We start from the raw sequence: 14,667 nt of genomic DNA, 5'->3' as shown, positions 1-14,667 counted from the left end.
AGAAGCAAAATAGAGTAAAAAGCCTAGTTTTTATTGAATGATTGGTTATAAGGTGTTGAATTATATAGCTTTAAACTTATAAATGCAGATTTTTAGGTTAAAATGCGATTGTTTGAAAAATAACCAAAACTGGGTATTTATTTTTTATTTTAAGGTGGAGTCGATCTCAAAATGAAGAGATATTTCTGGAATAGTTTTGACTAAGTGATTATTTTTGATATTGAATTCAGGATTTATGCATAGATCGTATACTTTTGATATACGATCTATAGCTAAATGTTTGAAATATTAATGACTTGGTCTTGCAACATCACCGTTTAAAGCTTCAGGTAAAGCGTGAATTTGTAATCCCATCTCCACAATTGCTGTTGGTTTGGCTACCACTAAGGCTTTATAACCCGAATCGAGAGCAATACTATTCACCACTTCTATATCATTATTCAGTTGAGACGCAGGTGCTGGAGCATCCCCTTGACCTTGTACACAATGCAGCCAATGTTTAGGTTTTGCTTTAAACCATAGGCGTGCCACAATTTCCTGTCCCAAATAACAACCTTTGTCGTAGTGTACGCCTTCACGCTGATGTAAACGGAGCTCTTGTGGCTGAAATTCATGTTCGGTACTTTGACATATCCAAGCTTGTCCTGTTTCAATGGCGTGTAATTGCCAAGCTTGAATATCGGTTTCTATAGTAGAGAATTCGGTATGTATGTCGACAATTGTTGGAAATACTGTGCCGATCGATTCTAATTTCATCTTAGAAAATGCACCGAATTTTTTAATGTGTTTAGCAAACTCTTCACTTTGGTCAGCAGTAGTCACAATTTCGAAGCTTTCATCGTTGATTTTTTTTAACCAGAGTCCGAAATGAATACGACCTTTTAAGTCGCAAATTGCAGTATAGCGAGTTTGGTTTGCAATTAGACGTTCGACATGAACGGTGACTTGACCTTGTAGAAATTTTTGCGCGTCTACACCTTGAAGGGTGAAAGCCGTAAATGCAAGAGTACTCATGAGATGCTCGCTTCAACAATGTATATAAGAATTAATTCGCTTAATTTTCCACTATTTTGCTTGAAATTGCACATCGGCTTTACGGGAATATTTATAAAGCAAAGTAATGCCAATAATTGATGCAAAGATTTGCTCACAGGGTCAATTTTGCCACTTCTATTTGAAATGCCCAAACAAAGGTTTGGAAAGATTGCTGGTCATCCATCTCTGTGCCTCAAGCCATTAAATTTGAGCGAAGGCTCGTAAAGTTTAATTGAAGCGAGTAAATTATCGACTCATTTAGTTTTGAAGTTGAGCTTATGTCATTGGCGTGGGTGTTGTTTACCATGATGGCTGCATTTATGCAGGCGTGGCGTAATGCTTTTCAAAAGCAACTCAGTAGCAGTGTCGATGTGTATGGCACGACCCTTGCACGATTTCTATTTTCTCCAATTTTTGCACTCAGTTATCTGGCATTTTTATATACTCAGCAGCCTGTAACGCAAGCAGTCAGTTTTTCCACCCAATTTTGGTTATATGTGGTATTGGCTGCACTGAGTCAGATTTATGCCACGGTTTTAATGGTAAAGCTGTTTCAGCAAAAGAATTTTGCCATTGGTATTGGGTTGGCCAAAAGTGAAGCTATTTTAGCTGCATTAATCGGGGTCATCTGTTTGCAAGAACACTTGACTGTATGGGGATGGCTAGGTGTCCTGATCGGTGCGATTGCGGTATTTTTATTAAGTAAGGGTAGCCAAAATAATCAACTTTCCTTGAAAACCTTGGGGATTGGTTTAGGGAGTGGCTTATGTTTTGCGATTACTTCCTTATTGGTGCGTGAAGCCAGCCTAGAGTTGAATATGCTGCCTTTCTTGCATCGAGCAGCATGGGTCCTGTGCATATTAATCAGCTTTCAATGCCTTATTATGCTGCTTTATTTAAGTCTATTTAGCCGAAAGACTCTTCTTCACATGTGGCAACGCTTAGGGCTGACATTCAAAGTGAGTGTCTGTAGTTTCTTGGCTTCTTTGGGGTGGTTTAGTGCCATGAGTATGCAAACTGTGGCGTTGGTTAAAACCTTAGGACAAATCGAAATTTTATTTAGCTTATTGATTTCTGCATTTTTCTTTAAAGAAAAATTGGCACGTTCAGATCATTTCGGTCTGTTTTTGGTTATTCTGGCGGCCATTATGGTGATTTGGGCATAGAGCATTCGTTCTGCTGTGTTTTTGGTTTGGTAAAAAAACGCAAATAATTCCTAAAAGTGAAATTAATATCTGATTAAATTTTACTAAATGGAAATTAATTCTTATAATTTTTTATATTGTGGGAAAAATACTTGAAAATGGTGGAAAATTTTAATTTTTAGGAAAACAATCCCAGTCGAAACTACCTACACTATATCTCAAGGGTGTGATAGGGATCGGAAAGAGTAGATTGCTACCAGTTGCGTACAACGTGAGTGTAGTACTTACCCAAAAGGTCTCGATTCGGCTTAGGACGCTATAAACCAAAAGTTTATAGGCACAAGGTTATGACTTACAAAGTCATGGTTGTTGAAGTAAACCACTGATGTTTTCCCTTGACACCCTAAAAAATTTTTTAGAATAAAATCCAAGAAAAACATAAAAATAAAAAACTTAGCTTTATAAAACGACTCCATATTTTTTTAACTCACAATACAATTAGCTCCCTGCAAAACTGCTGCGTTCATGCGGCTAAATTACAAATTTAGACGGAGCACAGACATCACTTTAATTAATATAAAACGATAATAATGCTGATTGTGAAAATAAGAAGAATGTCGATGCCTGATTTTAAGCAAGTTACTTTAAGTGATCATGAATTATTGGCGTGTTTAAAGCAGCGCTTTGAGCAGCATCGTGCATGGCATGCAGATATGACATGGGAAACTATTTTCATGAAACTTCAGGCAGACCCCAGCAAACTGCAAAGCTTGCATTGGATGGAGCAAACTGGCGGTGAACCTGATGTGATTGCGTATGATCAGGAAAAAGATGCCTATCTATTTATCGATTGTGCGGCAGAAAGCCCGAAGGGGCGACGCAGTTTATGCTACGACGCAGAGGCTCTGGCAAGCCGCAAGCAACATGCACCGCAAGATAGTGCAGTCAATTTGGCTGAGAAAATGGGCACGAGGCTTTTGAACGAACAGCAATACCGTCAATTACAACAACTCGGCAATTTTGATACTAAAACCTCAAGTTGGATTCTGACCCCAACGCAAATTCGAGGGCTGGGAGGAGCGTTGTTTTGCGACCGCCGATACGGGCAAGTATTTACCTATCATAATGGTGCTGAGTCTTATTATGCTGCACGAGGTTTTAGAGTCATGCTTAGTGTTTAGTTGCGTGATAGATACTTTAAATGAATTTCTGAGAGGTGAAGGCGATGAATATCGAGCTATTGCGTCAAGGTTTGGGCTGGTCCTTAGTCATTAATTATCTGATTTTATTTATTTGGTTTTTTGCCTTTATTTATGCGCGACCTTGGATGAAACGGTTACATGGGCGCTGGTTTAACCTGAATGATCAAACTTTTGATGCAATTCATTATGCATCGATGGCGGTCTATAAAATTCTGATTATTGTGTTTAATTTAGTTCCGCTCATTGTGCTGTTTCTGCTGGATTAACGTTCAGAAATTTATTGCAGCGTCCTCTTGAGAATGCTCAATTGGCAGAGAAAATTGCTATGATCAGGATAAAAGTCCAAATAACTTAAAAAGATGATCGATAAACAAAACCAAGCTCACCATTGTCTGGTCTGTAAAAAGCCATTTCCCAATAAAGCCCTCGTTTCTGGTCATGCCATTCGGGATGTCATCAGTGATGAAATTCAAAAAGACTATCCTGAATGGTCGGTGGATAGTTTTATTTGTCATCCAGATTTGACTCATTATCGTATTCAATATGTGCATTCATTGCTGAAATCGGAAAAGGGCGAGCTCACCAGTTTAGAGCGTGAGGTGATTAGCAGTATGCAGCACCATGAACTGATCAGTAAAAATATAGAAACCGAATTTGATCAGAACTGGACTTTTGGAGAAAAGCTAGCGGATAAAATCGCCACGTTTGGGGGGAGCTGGACATTTCTAATCTGTTTTGCAATTTTTCTGGTGCTGTGGATTCTGTTGAATACAGTGGTGTTATTGGTTCACCCTGTTGATCCTTATCCTTTTATTCTATTAAATTTGGTCTTGTCCTGTTTGGCTGCAATTCAGGCTCCGATTATTATGATGAGTCAAAATCGGCAGGAAGCCAAAGACCGTTTGCGCTCACAGCATGATTATCAAATTAACCTCAAGGCTGAATTAGAGATCCGTCATTTGCATGAAAAAATGGATCATCTGTTGTCCCATCAATGGGAACGTTTGGCGCAAATTCAGGAAATCCAACTGGATTTATTGACCGAAATGAATAAAAAACGCTAAGTTTTAAAACTCCGTCGAGCTTCAATATAAGCCAAAAGCGGAGTTTGGCGTGGATGTGGAAGTGTGATTAAGGCAAAAATTGACAGCAGGTATTGGGCTTGATATTTTGCCTTGGTTTTTCCCAATTGCTGTTTCCCATGCCTTTAAATGACCAGTTTGTTTATACCCCGCTCCAAGAGCCTTTGGTGATTTTGTATGAAGATGCAGACTTGGTGATGATTAATAAGCCAGCAGGATTACTGTCTGTACCAGGGCGCTTGCCAGAGCATCATGACAGTGCCTATTTCAGAGTGTTGGCTCAGTTTCCTGATGCGAAAATTACCCATCGTTTAGACATGGCAACTTCAGGTATTTTGATGTTTGCCAAGCATCGTGATGCAGAAGTCGCCGTCAGTAAAATGTTTCAAGCGCGAACAGTCACTAAGCATTATCAGGCATTGGTGCAAGGTAAAATTCAAGCTTCAGGTAGTGTCGATGTGCCATTGATTACAGACTGGGAAAATCGGCCACGTCAGATCGTGCATTTTGAATTAGGAAAAGCCGCTAAAACGCTGTTTGAAGCTTTGGATTATGATCAGCAACAGGACATTAGCCGAGTGTTATTGACCCCGATTACAGGACGTTCGCATCAACTTCGGGTTCATATGCAATATATTGGACATCCAATTACTGGAGATAAGTTATACCATCCTGAACCTGCGCAAAGCCCGTTAAAACGGATGGCATTGCATGCTAGTCATTTAAGCTTTACCCAACCCTTGAGTGGTGAACTGGTGGATGTGCAGTCTGTGCCTGCTTTCTAAAAATATCTATTTGGGGGCTTAAACTGTCATAAAATCATGCTAAATTACGTCTAATTAATAAGCAAAAAAAACAGGGACACACGCATGAGCCGTAATTATGAATTATTTCCTGATGACGATAACGGTAACGTACTTTGGCAGATGTATGAAGATGGCAATGACTTAACCGAGTTGCATGAAATTGAATTTTCAATTGTTTTTACCACACAAGAGCAGGCAGAAAAATGTGCTTTGCACCTGCTGCACGAAGAACAAAAAATCTCGTTGTTTCAAGAAGAAGTGAAAAATGACGGCAGCGATTTATGGGTGTTGAACATTCATGTGAATATGATTCCTGAATATCAAGATGTACAAGATTTAGAAGAGTGGTTTGTTAAAATTGCCGAAATGTTCCAAGGTGAATATGATGGTTGGGGCTGTCTAAGCTATCTCTACGATTATGATGACGAATAGCCGCTACTACTCAAGGGCGTGGTTTATGTGTAATGCATACTCAAGTTATACATAAGCCCCCCCAACTTGCCGTACACTAATCAAAACTAAATAATAAAAAATAGGTGTCTCATGTCGAATACGGTTCAATTACATCGAGTCTTTCATGCACCGCCTGAGCGTGTTTATCGTGCTTTTACGACCGCAGATGCGTTAGTGAAATGGATGGCACCGCACGGTTTTACTGCCCATGTCGAGTTGCTTGAAGTCAAGCCTGAGGGCAAATATCGAATGTATTTCACCAACTTTTCTACAGGCACTCGGATTGGTTTTGGTGGCACCTATCATGAAGTTATTCCAAATGAATTGTTGCGTTATACGGATCAGTTTGAAGATCCCAACATGCCCGATTTAATTGAGGTAGTTGTACAATTTAAAGCGGTTTCGGTAGGTACTGAGATTCAGATTACACAATCGGGCATTCCAGATACCATACCTGCAGAGGCTTGCTATTTGGGGTGGCAGGAATCTTTACAACTATTGGCATTACTGATTACTCCTGAAATACCCGATGGATAGAAGGCAAGGATGCGATGCAAAATTTTAATAATTTTAAGGAACGAGAACAAAAAGCCAAAAAAGCCATTTGGCAAACTTATTTGCAAGATGCGGCACCAGATAATCAAGTCCGATTATATGTCGAGCATCATTTGCAAGAAATTGCTCCGAAATACTGGCAACATCATACGGGGCTGACTCGTCCTGATGCAAAGCAAGTGATTGAGTTATTATCTACGCAGCGCTTTTTAGATTTTCACTCGGTCGAAGAAAATGATGATTCGATTGATTTTAGTTTGCCAGACAACATCACTGATTATGTGCTGTGTGTTTCATTTGATGAAGATGGCGATGTTGAAGACATTAGCATGGAAAGTTAAATACCAGGCTTTTATGCCGAGTAAAGGGCGTTGATGCAAATACAGATTAAACGGGTTTATAGCCCCGTTTCCCCCGAGGATGGTATTCGAATTTTAGTCGACCGTTTATGGCCACGAGGAATTACAAAGGATCAGGCCAAGATCGATCTTTGGCCCAAAGCGATTACGCCTTCTACAGTACTCAGGCAGTGGTATCATCAGGATTTGAGTCAATGGGAAGCATTTCGAGCAACGTATTTGCTTGAATTGGCCCAGTCTCCAGAGATTTTGGCAGAGCTACGCACTCTGGCGGTGGACAATACGCTCACACTCATCACTGCGGCAAAAAATGAAACGCATAACCATGCGCTTGTGTTAAAAGCCTTACTGCTGCAACAGCATTCTGATTGAATCTGGTTATAAACCGATGGGTGTGACATCCATTTGTTTGGGAAATAAGTCTTACAAAAACTAGGGTTTTATCCTGCTTTCTATTACACTTAGTCCGATATTATTTCAATTTAGATCATTTGAGTTTTTTTATGTCTTTACCGAATTGCCCGAAATGCCAATCAGAATATACCTATCAAGATGGCGATTTATTGATTTGTCCAGAATGCTCGTATGAGTGGAAAGAAGGCGAGAGCAGTGCCAACGAAGAAGCGATTCAGATTAAAGATGCCAATGGCAATCTACTCAGTGATGGTGACAGCGTGACCGTTATCAAAGATCTGAAAATCAAAGGCTCATCTTCTGTGGTGAAAGTAGGCACCAAGGTCAAGAATATCCGTTTATTGCCTGAAGCCAGTGATGGGCATGATATTGATTGTAAAGTTGATGGCATTGGTGCGATTAAACTGAAATCTGAATATGTGAAAAAAGTTTAATACGGTTTCAGATCTCTGGTGCAGGGCATAATGCTCTATGCTTGCATCAGGGATTGATTAACAGCAAGATATAGTTCAGTTTTAAACAATCCGAGCTTAATGTATGCCGCACATTCATTTGGAATATTCTAATAATCTAGCAGCGTTTCAACCCCAACCCATTTTACAGGGTTTAAATCAGGCCTTACTGGCGACAGGACATGTAAAAGCAGCGACAGACATTAAAAGTCGTGCCGTAGCTCAAACCGATTTTGTGATTGGACTAGGGGAAACCTCCCAAGCTTATGTGCATGTGAAAGTCTCTTTGCTGTCGGGACGTGATTTAGCCACTAAAAAAGAAATTTCGGATCAACTCTTGCTTGCCTTACAACAATTGCTGCCTGCCCAGCCAGATTTAACTGTACAGCTTTGTATTGAAATTCTAGAAATGGAAAAAGCCTATTACGGCAAAACAATTATTCCAGCACAAACACTTTAATTGCTTGATGCATTTTAAGATTCACTCATCAAGGGGCTATTTTATTTTGCCCTAAAATAGCCCAGTTTGAATGCGGAGTGCCGCAGAGTAATACAGGCTAGCTAGACGTTGATTAAAAATGCTCTTTTTTGTTGAATAAAAGTCATTTATATTGCTTAGAACTTAAATTTTTTAAGCAACAATAATTACATTTAAAACAACAAGAGGTATTTTAATATGTCTGGATGGTTTGAATTGAGTCAAGCAAAAGATGGTCAATATCGTTTTGTGCTAAAGGCTGGTAATGGGGAAGTTATTTTAAGTAGCGAATTATATAAAGCCAAGCCTTCCGCGCATGTGGGAATAGAGTCGGTGCAGAAGAACAGTGGGCTCGACAGTCGCTATGAACGCCTGATTGCCAGTAATGGCAAACCTTATTTTAATCTGAAAGCTGCGAATCATCAGGTGATTGGCACCAGTCAATTTTATGCTTCAGAACAATCACGAGAAAAGGGCATAGAGTCGGTCAAAAATAATGGTTGCGTGACAACAATTAAAGATTTAACGCATTAATGTCGAGTGATCCGGATGAAGCATGTCGAATGGCATGCTTTTTTATTATTTGAGCTTGAATAAAAAGCTCAAATATAAGAAAGGATTGTCGGCACAATTCAAATTGTACTTTATTCCACGATTCTTTTTCGCTATAGTTTTTTTAGTGTGATGGAATTCACATATCGGTTCATGAGGGTTGTAGGGAGTGCACCTTCAAAAAACTGTGTCGAATGCAGCGTCAATGTTGCTGAATCATTGGGATATGTATAGATATGTCTTGCCGTCTTAATGTCGTCAGATTTAATGTTTATGCTGCATCTATATTTGATGCACTGTAAAGGAATGACACCATGACCATAGAAATTACGGGTGATAAAGAAAGTGCCCATGCAGTCTTATCCATGCTTAAACAATGGGATGCGGCTGTCGAGAGAATGGACATTCAAGCGCTGGCTGATCTGTGTATGGAAGATGTTAGTTTGATTGATGTGAGTACACATCTCACAGGTATTCAGGCCTATAAACAACTCTGGAATCGTTATTTACCGATCATTTCAGGCAATATTCGGGTGTATCGTGAAGCGATCAAACTTATTGCCCAACCTGAACTCGCTGTGCTGCATTGTTTTTCTAAGGTCGATCAAATAGATGCAATACCCAATTTAGAGGTGTTCTGGTGTCGTACCACCATTTGCTTTCAAAAAGTTGGTGATTCGTGGAAAGTCGCGCATCAACATATTTCCATGCCTATTCAACTGGAAACGGGACGCCCGATTTTACTCAGTGAAGTGAGTTAATGGTAAGAATGGTTAAAAATCATGAGCGATCAATGCGCTCATGATGAGTAATATTTCAAGCTGAGGCACTTTCCAGTTTTTGGATAATTTCACTGAGTTGCTTGATACGTTTCACTTCATCCCAAAGTAATTTGGCTTCAGGATAATGTTTAGACATCATGCCCAGCCACTGTTTGTAGCGTCCCAGCATGCCAATTTCAGTTTTGGCAGGACCATTAATAAAGCGAATTTGTAAGGCCAGTAAATCTTGCCAATGGAGTAAAGGCATGTCCGAGTTTTGACGAATACATTGGGTTAAATCGGGAGTAGTGACCGCACCACGTCCAATCATTAAATCTTCACAGCCTGATTCAAGGCGACACTGTTTGGCATCAGCATTGGTCCAGATTTCACCATTGGCAATCACATTAATTTTCAAGGCTTCACGAATCGGTTGCAATTGATCCCAAAACGCAGGTGGGGTGTAACCATCGGCTTTGGTTCGTGCATGAACTGTCACCCAAGATGCACCAGCTTCTTCAATGGCATGTGCATTATCGAGCATGAAATGACGGTCCATATAACCCAAACGCATTTTTGCCGATACGGGAATATGCTGAGGAACCGCATCTCGCACCGCCTTGACCAATTCATGTACCACTTCAGGTTCATCCAGTAAAACCGAGCCGCCGCGGTGACGGTTTACGGTTTTGGCAGGGCAGCCAAAGTTCATGTCGATGGCAGGTGCTCCCAGCTCAACGGCTCTGACCGCATTGGCTGCCAGCATTTCAGGATTATTTCCCAAAAACTGCACATGCACAGGCGTCCCCGCAGCGGTTTTACCCTCTGTTTTTAATTCAGGGCAAAAGTTGTAATAAATATGATCGGGCAGGACGGTATCGGTGACTCGGATAAACTCGGTCACACACCAGTCAAAGCTGCCGACGGATGTTAGAACATCACGCATAATCGGGTCAGTTAAGCCTTCCATGGGTGCAAGAATGAGTTTCACGGTTTGAGTCACCAGTTAAATTTGAAGAACGGTGTTATACGCAAATCCGATCACGCTGTCTAGTCTAAGGTGTTTGGGTTAAATCGAAATAGTTTTCAATCTGTGTCTCTTCGACAAAGGCGTCATCATGTGAAACTAAAATAACCGCCCCTGTAAAATCGCGTATAGCCTGTGCCAACAGTTGTCTTGAGTCGATGTCGAGATGATTTTCGGGTTCGTCCAGTAACAGTAAGTCCACAGGCTGTGCTGCGAGACTGATACACAGTAAAGCGACTTTGAGTTGTTCACCGCCACTGAGTAGTGAGATGGGAAGCAGAGCCTTATCTCGTCGAATTCGAAGTTGCCCCAATTGATTCCGACACTCCTCATCGGACAAAGACGGATTCAATAATTGTAAATTGTGTACCGCATTCAGTTCTGGATTCAGTAGGCTAAAGTTTTGATCTAAATATAACGATGCTCCACGCTTAAAAATGTCTCCCGATTGAACATGACTATGATTTTGAATGGCATGAAGTAGGGTCGACTTACCTGAACCATTTTGGCCGCGCAGTTGGATTTTTTCTCCGTTGTGTAAGGCGAAAGAAATAGGCGAGATAGAAAGTGCTGCTAAACCCACTTCTTTCAAACGAAGAATTTCACCTGTTTGTTTAGGTTGAAAATGGAAATCAAACTTTTGTGACTTAATCTGTTCTAGTTGCTGCTGTTTGTTTTTGAGCTCATCTTGCGCTTGTTCCTTTTGGCGAAGTTGTTGCTGCACGACTCCCGATAAGGTTTGACTCGCACGTTCTTTTTTAAAGTCGAGTAGGATTTTGGCTTGAGAACCAGAGCTTCGTAATTTCTTCCCAGACTTTTGCCTTTTCTGAGCTTTCATGCGCTGCCCATGCTGTTGGACTTGTAATTGTTTTAGTTCGCGTTTTTCTTGCGAGATATTGTGTTGTAGTGCCTGCTGTTGTTGCTCTGCTTGTGGCTGATACTCGGCATAGTTGCAACGGAAGTGTTGCAAACCAAAATCATTTAAAACATACGTATTGGAGATTTGATTTAACAATGTGCGGTCGTGGCTAATGACTAAACAGCCCGCAGGATGCTGAAGGATTTTTTGACTTAACCATGCACGACTTGCATGGTCTAAGTGATTACTGGGCTCATCAAGAAGTAAATAATGCTCAGTTTGTAAAAAAAGGCGACACAGTGCCAGTTTAGTTTTCTGACCTTCACTCAGTTGAGAAACTGAGCTAGATAGATCCGTAGGTAAGTTTGCACTTTCTAGCAATTTCAACCATTCAGTGGGTTGATGCCATGCATGTTCGACGCAGTCATAGTCTTCAAAGCTCGCAGTCGATTGTTCAATACGTTGAAAACTTGCATGTAAGTCAGCAATATTAAGGGCTTCGGCAAGCGTACAGTTGCTTAAACGCTCGAGCTGACTTAAGTAGGAAAATGGCATATGCCAAATCACTTCGCCACTCGCATAATTGGGCATGTGCGTCTGAGTGAGTAGCGACATTAATATTGATTTGCCTTGACCATTGCATCCGATCAGAGCTGAACATTGGGCAGCGGGCAATTCAAAGTTTAAATGTTGAAAAAGTGGTTCATGAGCAAATTGAACGCTGAGATTTTTTACAGTACAGGCCTGTTGGGTCATTGAAGACTCCTTTATACAGGACATACAAAATAAATTTTTATAGAGATATAGAGTAGTAAATAAGTTTATTTTGCACGTCAGAAAACAAATAAAATAGATTTGACGGAAAATAAGACTTACTTCATTGGCGTTACTCTAAATTGGAAGAAGGGGAGTAAATATTTAGCCAGTATAACAGATGGATAAAAAATGATCCATTTTGTTATCTTTCTTATGTACTTAAGGTTTATCGATCAGTGCTATTGGTTAGGGAATATTGTCATACACTAGTCGAAGCTTCCTGTAGATGTGAATACAACCCGCACGATTGGTTAAGTGAGGCTTTTGTAAGTGCGTGGATGAGTTTTAATGTTATTTCGCATAACGCCCACTTCATTAAATAGAAGGGGTAAGGATTTATTACAGAAAATATATTAGATAAGTGAGAACATTGTTATTTGTATTATTGAGGCTAATAGCAGGAATGTTATCTAAAACCCAAAAACTATTTAAAACTAGTCTCTTTACCTTAGCTGTGGGATGTAGTATTCATTCAAATGCATATGAAATAGAAGCAAATCAAAAAGATATTGAAACTGCTGTTAACCAGTCATTTAAACCACTTATGGAACAGTATGGTGTGGCAGGAATGGCGATAGGCGTCATCTATAAGAGAGAAAACTACTAACACTATTATGGTCTTCAATCTAATAATGATAATAAAAAAGTAGATAGTTGGACTATCTTTGAGTTGGGTTCTTTCAGCAAGCTTTTTACTGCAACCGCGGGTGCTTATGCTAAGGCTCAAGGAAAATTATCTTTTAAAGATCATCCAAGTCAATATTGGCCAGCTTTAAAGAATTCAGAAATGGATAAGGTGAGTTTGCTGGAGTTAGCGACCTATACTAGCGGTAATTTACCTTTACAATTTCCTGATTATGTTAAAACAGATGAGCAAGTTTTAGACTATTTTCAAAATTGGCATATAAAAAATCCTTCTGGTAAATATCGTCAATATTCAAACCCAAGTATTGGATTGTTTGGCGAGTTAACAGCAAGATCAATGAAAGTCCCTTTCCCATCATTACTAGAACAGGTGATTTTTCCAAGTCTTCATTTAAAAAACACTTATGTGAACGTTCCAGAGGAATAGATAGAACATTATGCTTTTGGGCATGATCAAAAGAATAATCTTATTCGAGTTAATTCTGGTGCATTAGATGCTCAAGCATATGGAGTTAAATCTACACTTCCAGATATGCTGAGTTTTTTAAACTCAAATTTGGATGTAGAAAAAAATAGTTCAAAGATAAAGACAGCCATTTTAGAAACGCACAAAGGCTATTTCAAGCTTGGAAACATGACTCAGGCGCTTGGGTGGGAGACATACTCTTATCCGACTACCTTAGAAATTTTGCAAGAGAGCAATTCTGAAAGTGTTGTTATGCAATCAAATCCAGTTATAAATGATATTAGTCAGTCAAAATCCAAAGTTTTTCATAAAACTGGTTCTACCAATGGTTTTGGAACTTACGTTTTTTTTATTCCTGAAAAAGGCTTTGGGCTAGTCATGTTAATGAATAAAAGAATACCAAATGAAGAACGGATAAAAGCGGCATATAACGTATTCAACACAGTAAAAAGTATTTAAGTTTTTCTAAAATTTACATAATACGAAATGCACTCGATAATTTATTCTAAATCAAAGTATTGAGGTCTACTAAAAAGCCCAGTTTGGTCAAGCTGGGCTTTGCTATTGAATTATCACGCTCTAGGTCTACTTATCGAGCAATGTTCTACGTTTTTAATTAGTAAAACTAAAAAAGACTTTATCGACCTAAAATCATTTCCAACACAAACTTAGAACCAATAAAACCAACAGCCAAAAGGAAAAAGCCAATTAGGGTAAAGCGAATCGCTTTTTGCCCACGCCAGCCAAACTTATAATGACCAATTAGCAGGGAACCATACACAAACCATGAAATAATACTGAACGCCGTTTTATGCGCTAAATGCTGGGCAAAAAAGTCTTCAATGGTGAAGAAGCCAAACAGTAAAGCCACGGTTAAAAGAATAAAGCCGGTATGGATCAAATCAAATAACAACGATTCCATGGCTTGAAAAGAGGGCAGTAGATTGACCCAAATGCGCTTCTTTTGCTTGTTTTTCAGCTCACGGTTCTGGAACCATAAAATCACGGCTTGTATGGTCGCCATCAGCAACACGGCATAGGCCGATAAAGACAAAATAATATGAATATCTAAACTGACGGAGTGCTGTTCAATAAACTGGTCTGGCTTACTAAAGGCAAAGCCTAGAATGAGACCTGTAGCTGCGACGGGAATACCAATTAAATTTAACGCCAGAATCGGCCGATAGGTACTAAAAATCAGACTCAGCAGCAGCATCAAGCCTGAGGTAAAGGACATGAGGACAAAAACGTCATAATTGACCCCCAGTGGTGTAATCATGTCGTGATATAGAACGCCTGCATGCAGCAGCAGGCCTAAACCTAAAATCACGCCAATAAACCAGTGGTTTGGTTCACGTTTCGACATTAAATGCAGGAATAAATACCAAAAGGAGGTGGTATAGGCAATTAAAGCCAAAATGGTATAAACCAAGGGAAGACTAATCATGTCAAACCTTTTTCAGGATGATGAATATTCATTTATATAAATTCGACTCGAACTACAGTATCCTATAGCATCTTATGCATAAATTTTCTATTTTAAGAAAGATTTTTTTGCTA

The 14,667-nt window shown here is 39.7% G+C and carries 17 protein-coding genes and 1 pseudogene; 14 read left to right on the top strand and 4 right to left on the bottom strand.

The genetic code is table 11. The features are described from left to right. Positions 1–288: 288 nt before the first annotated feature. The gene (gene ygfZ, locus ACX17N_RS14275; protein WP_458893234.1) at positions 289–1,014 is read right to left on the bottom strand and encodes a CAF17-like 4Fe-4S cluster assembly/insertion protein YgfZ; all 726 of its coding nucleotides are present in this window, start codon (positions 1,012–1,014) and stop codon (positions 289–291) included. Between the two features lie 299 nt (positions 1,015–1,313). Between ygfZ and ACX17N_RS14270 the strand changes: the two genes are divergently transcribed. The 13 genes from ACX17N_RS14270 (at position 1,314) to ACX17N_RS14210 (ending at position 9,294) form a co-directional block, all read left to right on the top strand. Next, complete coding sequence (locus ACX17N_RS14270; protein WP_458893233.1) at positions 1,314–2,201, top strand: DMT family transporter; 888 nt, start codon at positions 1,314–1,316, stop codon at positions 2,199–2,201. 599 nt (positions 2,202–2,800) lie between these two features. Beyond that, a complete protein-coding gene (locus ACX17N_RS14265) occupies positions 2,801–3,361 on the top strand; it encodes a DUF4256 domain-containing protein (RefSeq protein ID WP_458893232.1) in 561 nt (186 codons plus the stop codon). 44 nt (positions 3,362–3,405) lie between these two features. Next, a complete protein-coding gene (locus tag ACX17N_RS14260) occupies positions 3,406–3,648 on the top strand; it encodes a DUF6868 family protein (RefSeq protein ID WP_458893231.1) in 243 nt (80 codons plus the stop codon). Between the two features lie 93 nt (positions 3,649–3,741). Beyond that, a complete protein-coding gene (locus ACX17N_RS14255) occupies positions 3,742–4,446 on the top strand; it encodes a DUF1003 domain-containing protein (protein WP_458893230.1) in 705 nt (234 codons plus the stop codon). Between the two features lie 137 nt (positions 4,447–4,583). Further along, the gene (locus ACX17N_RS14250) at positions 4,584–5,249 is read left to right on the top strand and encodes an RluA family pseudouridine synthase (RefSeq protein WP_458893229.1); all 666 of its coding nucleotides are present in this window, start codon (positions 4,584–4,586) and stop codon (positions 5,247–5,249) included. A gap of 84 nt (positions 5,250–5,333) precedes the next feature. Next, positions 5,334–5,702, top strand: a complete 369-nt coding sequence (locus ACX17N_RS14245; RefSeq protein ID WP_458893228.1) for a ribonuclease E inhibitor RraB — start codon at positions 5,334–5,336, stop codon at positions 5,700–5,702. Positions 5,703–5,813: 111 nt separating this feature from the next. After that, entirely contained in the window at positions 5,814–6,260 is a 447-nt protein-coding gene (locus ACX17N_RS14240) for an SRPBCC family protein (RefSeq protein ID WP_458893227.1), read from the top strand. 14 nt (positions 6,261–6,274) lie between these two features. Next, positions 6,275–6,619 carry a DUF2004 domain-containing protein gene (locus tag ACX17N_RS14235; protein WP_458893226.1) on the top strand — a complete coding sequence of 115 codons (345 nt, stop codon included), beginning with the start codon at positions 6,275–6,277 and terminating at the stop codon, positions 6,617–6,619. A gap of 33 nt (positions 6,620–6,652) precedes the next feature. After that, a complete protein-coding gene (locus ACX17N_RS14230) occupies positions 6,653–7,009 on the top strand; it encodes a DUF488 domain-containing protein (protein WP_458893225.1) in 357 nt (118 codons plus the stop codon). Positions 7,010–7,140: 131 nt separating this feature from the next. Beyond that, the gene (locus ACX17N_RS14225; RefSeq protein ID WP_458893224.1) at positions 7,141–7,485 is read left to right on the top strand and encodes a zinc ribbon domain-containing protein YjdM; all 345 of its coding nucleotides are present in this window, start codon (positions 7,141–7,143) and stop codon (positions 7,483–7,485) included. Positions 7,486–7,588: 103 nt separating this feature from the next. Then, positions 7,589–7,963, top strand: a complete 375-nt coding sequence (locus ACX17N_RS14220) for a 5-carboxymethyl-2-hydroxymuconate Delta-isomerase (protein ID WP_458893223.1) — start codon at positions 7,589–7,591, stop codon at positions 7,961–7,963. A gap of 216 nt (positions 7,964–8,179) precedes the next feature. Continuing rightward, on the top strand, positions 8,180–8,515 hold the full coding sequence (locus ACX17N_RS14215; RefSeq protein WP_458893222.1) for a YegP family protein: 336 nt from the start codon (positions 8,180–8,182) through the stop codon (positions 8,513–8,515). 332 nt (positions 8,516–8,847) lie between these two features. Continuing rightward, a complete protein-coding gene (locus ACX17N_RS14210) occupies positions 8,848–9,294 on the top strand; it encodes a YybH family protein (RefSeq protein WP_458893221.1) in 447 nt (148 codons plus the stop codon). Positions 9,295–9,349: 55 nt separating this feature from the next. Here the strand turns inward: ACX17N_RS14210 and ACX17N_RS14205 are convergent, their stop codons facing one another. Together ACX17N_RS14205 and ACX17N_RS14200 are read right to left on the bottom strand one after the other, a co-directional pair. Beyond that, positions 9,350–10,285 carry a tRNA dihydrouridine synthase gene (locus tag ACX17N_RS14205; RefSeq protein ID WP_458893220.1) on the bottom strand — a complete coding sequence of 312 codons (936 nt, stop codon included), beginning with the start codon at positions 10,283–10,285 and terminating at the stop codon, positions 9,350–9,352. Between the two features lie 64 nt (positions 10,286–10,349). Further along, a complete protein-coding gene (locus ACX17N_RS14200; RefSeq protein WP_458893219.1) occupies positions 10,350–11,936 on the bottom strand; it encodes an ATP-binding cassette domain-containing protein in 1,587 nt (528 codons plus the stop codon). Positions 11,937–12,399: 463 nt separating this feature from the next. On the opposite strand from ACX17N_RS14200, the pseudogene ampC reads away from it, so the two are divergent. Beyond that, positions 12,400–13,566 (top strand): annotated as a pseudogene (ampC, locus tag ACX17N_RS14195) (class C beta-lactamase). A gap of 178 nt (positions 13,567–13,744) precedes the next feature. Here ampC and ACX17N_RS14190 read toward each other — a convergent pair. Beyond that, the gene (locus tag ACX17N_RS14190; protein ID WP_458893218.1) at positions 13,745–14,554 is read right to left on the bottom strand and encodes a cytochrome C assembly family protein; all 810 of its coding nucleotides are present in this window, start codon (positions 14,552–14,554) and stop codon (positions 13,745–13,747) included. Positions 14,555–14,667 lie beyond the last annotated feature (113 nt).

Source organism: Acinetobacter sp. GXMZU3951, assembly GCF_054457875.1.
This window is presented reverse-complemented; position numbering and strand designations above follow the sequence as displayed.

Bases quoted from the DNA above. Each gene is read 5' to 3' on its own strand.
- ygfZ (WP_458893234.1), bottom strand. From the start codon at position 1,014: ATGAGTACTCTTGCATTTACGGCTTTCACCCTTCAAGGTGTAGACGCG.
- ACX17N_RS14270 (WP_458893233.1), top strand. From the start codon at position 1,314: ATGTCATTGGCGTGGGTGTTGTTTACCATGATGGCTGCATTTATGCAG.
- ACX17N_RS14265 (WP_458893232.1), top strand. From the start codon at position 2,801: ATGCCTGATTTTAAGCAAGTTACTTTAAGTGATCATGAATTATTGGCG.
- ACX17N_RS14260 (WP_458893231.1), top strand. From the start codon at position 3,406: ATGAATATCGAGCTATTGCGTCAAGGTTTGGGCTGGTCCTTAGTCATT.
- ACX17N_RS14255 (WP_458893230.1), top strand. From the start codon at position 3,742: ATGATCGATAAACAAAACCAAGCTCACCATTGTCTGGTCTGTAAAAAG.
- ACX17N_RS14250 (WP_458893229.1), top strand. From the start codon at position 4,584: ATGCCTTTAAATGACCAGTTTGTTTATACCCCGCTCCAAGAGCCTTTG.
- ACX17N_RS14245 (WP_458893228.1), top strand. From the start codon at position 5,334: ATGAGCCGTAATTATGAATTATTTCCTGATGACGATAACGGTAACGTA.
- ACX17N_RS14240 (WP_458893227.1), top strand. From the start codon at position 5,814: ATGTCGAATACGGTTCAATTACATCGAGTCTTTCATGCACCGCCTGAG.
- ACX17N_RS14235 (WP_458893226.1), top strand. From the start codon at position 6,275: ATGCAAAATTTTAATAATTTTAAGGAACGAGAACAAAAAGCCAAAAAA.
- ACX17N_RS14230 (WP_458893225.1), top strand. From the start codon at position 6,653: ATGCAAATACAGATTAAACGGGTTTATAGCCCCGTTTCCCCCGAGGAT.
- ACX17N_RS14225 (WP_458893224.1), top strand. From the start codon at position 7,141: ATGTCTTTACCGAATTGCCCGAAATGCCAATCAGAATATACCTATCAA.
- ACX17N_RS14220 (WP_458893223.1), top strand. From the start codon at position 7,589: ATGCCGCACATTCATTTGGAATATTCTAATAATCTAGCAGCGTTTCAA.
- ACX17N_RS14215 (WP_458893222.1), top strand. From the start codon at position 8,180: ATGTCTGGATGGTTTGAATTGAGTCAAGCAAAAGATGGTCAATATCGT.
- ACX17N_RS14210 (WP_458893221.1), top strand. From the start codon at position 8,848: ATGACCATAGAAATTACGGGTGATAAAGAAAGTGCCCATGCAGTCTTA.
- ACX17N_RS14200 (WP_458893219.1), bottom strand. From the start codon at position 11,936: ATGACCCAACAGGCCTGTACTGTAAAAAATCTCAGCGTTCAATTTGCT.
- ACX17N_RS14190 (WP_458893218.1), bottom strand. From the start codon at position 14,554: ATGATTAGTCTTCCCTTGGTTTATACCATTTTGGCTTTAATTGCCTAT.